Raw genomic sequence first — 2,364 nt, 5'->3', positions numbered from 1 at the left:
TTTCGAGGCGGTCGGCCGTGACGGGGTCGAGACCGGCCGCGCCTTCCGCGCCTTCGCCACCACCGGCACGCTGGACATCCCGCCCAGCGCCTTGGCGATCATGCGCGAGCTGTTCCAGGGCGCGTCGGTCAGCGAGGCCGACACCGCCAAGACCATGCTCTCGACCCTCAACGAGACCGGCGAGGTAATCGACCCGCACACCGCCGTCGGCGTCGCCGCCGCCGCGCGCTTGCGCCTGGCCGACCCGACGACCCCGGTCATCGTGCTGTCCACGGCCCACCCGGCCAAGTTCCCCGAAGCGGTCGCCGCCGCCGCCGGCCTGACCCGGCGACGCCTCGGTCGACGCCGGACCTGTCGACCCGGCCGGAACGCTTCGATCGCCTGCCCGCCGACGCCGAGGCGTGAAGGCCTATATCCGCGTCTTCAAGAGCCAGACGTGAGCGCGACCCTCCACACGCTCGACAATGGGGTCCGGTGATCTGTGACCGATGCCGGGCCTCGAGACCCTGGCCCTCTCGGTCGTTGCCGGGCGCGGGCGCTCTATGAGGATCCCAGCCGAGCTGGCTGGTCGCACCTTCTGGAGCACATGGTGTTCAAGGGCGCGGGATCGCGTTCGGCGCGCGACATCGTCGAGGTCATCGAGAGCCAGGGCGGCTCGATCAACGCCGCCACGGGCTATGAACGCACCAGCTTCCAGGTCCGCGCCCTCAAGGGCGGCCTGGACCTGGGCATGGACGTGATCAGCGACCTGCTGCTGCGCCCGACCCTCGACGCCGCCGACCTGGAGCGCGAGAAGCAGGTCGTCGCCCAGGAGATCGCCGAGGCCGCCGACGCGCCCGACGACTATGTCTTTGACCTGGTCCAGGACGCCGCCTGGGGCGAGCATCCCTTGTCCAAGCCGATCCTGGGCACGGTCGACAGCGTCAATCGCGCCACGGTCGCCGGCCTGGCCGAGTGGCGCGCGGCGCTCTACGCCGCCGACAATCTGGTGATCAGCGCCACGGGCGCGGTCGAAATCGACCAGGTGCTTGACCTGGCGCGCCGGGCCTTCGGCGACATGCCCGCCACCTCGGGCGCCCCGAGCGTCGCGGCCGCGACCTTCGTGGGCGGTCGACGGGCTGAGGCCCGCAAGCTGGAACAGTCGCACCTGGTGCTGATGCTGCCGGCCGTCTCGGCCCGGCAGGACGACTATTTCGCCCTGCGCACCTTCGCCGAGGCGCTGGGCGGAGGCATGTCGTCACGCCTGTTCCAGGAGGCGCGGGAGAAGCGTGGCCTGGCCTATAATATCGACGCCTATGCCGACACCTATGCCGACGCCGGGGCGCTGGGCGTCTATGCCGGCTGCGCGGCGGGCGACGCCGTCGAAACCGCCAAGGTCTGCGCAGAGCAGATCGTCGCCCTGGCCCACAGGATCGAGGACGCCGAACTGGCCCGGGCCAAGGCCCAGCTGAAGGCCCACATGTTCATGGCCCGCGAACAGCCGCTGTCGCGCGCCGAGCAGGCGGCCGGCCAGGCCCTGATGTTCAACCGCCTCTATCAGCCGGCCGAGCTGGCGGCGGCGGTCGACGCGGTCACCGCCGAGGACATCGTCAGGCTGGGCCGCACCCTGTTGGACTCGCGCCGGGTCGCCACCGCGATCCTCGGGGCCAAGGGCAGCCTGAAGGCCGGCGAAGCCTTCGCCCAGGCCCTGTCCGCCGGGAGCTGACCTGATGATGTCCCTTCACCCCTAGGCCTTGCCTTGCTCGACTGGCTGAACGCGCTTCTGGGAGATCACCGGCCCCGTCTGGAGGGACGGGAGGTCTATCTGCGGCCTCCCCGCCTGGCCGACTATCCCGCCTGGGCCCGGGTGCGCGCGCGGTCGAAGGCCTTCCTGGAGCCCTGGGAGCCGACCTGGTCCGAGGACGACCTGACCCGGTCGGCCTTTCGCCGACGCCTGGCCGCCTATGCCCGCGAACTTGAGACCGGGGAGGCTTTTCCCTTCTTTGTGTTCCGTCGCCGCGACGACGCCCTGATCGGCGGGGTGCGCCTGTTCAACGTGCGGCACGGGGTCGCACAGACCGGCGTGGTCGGCTATTGGATCGGGGAGCCCTATGCCCGGCAGGGCCACATGCTGGACGCTGTTCAGGCGGTGATCGGCTTCGGATTTGGCCCTTTGGGCCTTCATCGCCTCGAAGCCGCCTGCATGCCGCACAATACGCCTTCGGCGTCCCTGCTGGCGAAATGCGGTTTTCAGGAAGAGGGATACGCCACCGCTTATCTGAAAATTAACGGCGAATGGCGAGATCATCGTCTGTTCGGGATCGTCGCGCCAGTCCAGCGCGGGTCCGGATGAGAGCGCCGTGTCGGCGTTGGATTGGGTATGTC

The 2,364-nt window shown here is 69.8% G+C and carries 1 protein-coding gene and 2 pseudogenes; all 3 read left to right on the top strand.

Annotation, left to right across the window (positions count from 1 at the left end):
* A pseudogene (locus CSW58_RS13475) lies at nucleotides 1-440 on the top strand (threonine synthase); the annotation flags it as partial.
* Nucleotides 437-1,705 (top strand): annotated as a pseudogene (locus CSW58_RS13470) (M16 family metallopeptidase). The pseudogenes CSW58_RS13475 and CSW58_RS13470, both read left to right, overlap by 4 nt.
* 33 nt (nucleotides 1,706-1,738) lie before the next feature.
* On the top strand, nucleotides 1,739-2,332 hold the full coding sequence (locus CSW58_RS13465) for a GNAT family N-acetyltransferase (RefSeq protein ID WP_236627846.1): 594 nt from the start codon (nucleotides 1,739-1,741) through the stop codon (nucleotides 2,330-2,332).
* Nucleotides 2,333-2,364 lie beyond the last annotated feature (32 nt).

This window comes from Caulobacter sp. B11 (assembly GCF_002737765.1).
Classification (GTDB): Bacteria; Pseudomonadota; Alphaproteobacteria; order Caulobacterales; family Caulobacteraceae; genus Caulobacter.
The sequence above is the reverse complement of the archived record's forward strand: the minus strand, read 5'-3'. Positions and strand labels throughout refer to the sequence as shown.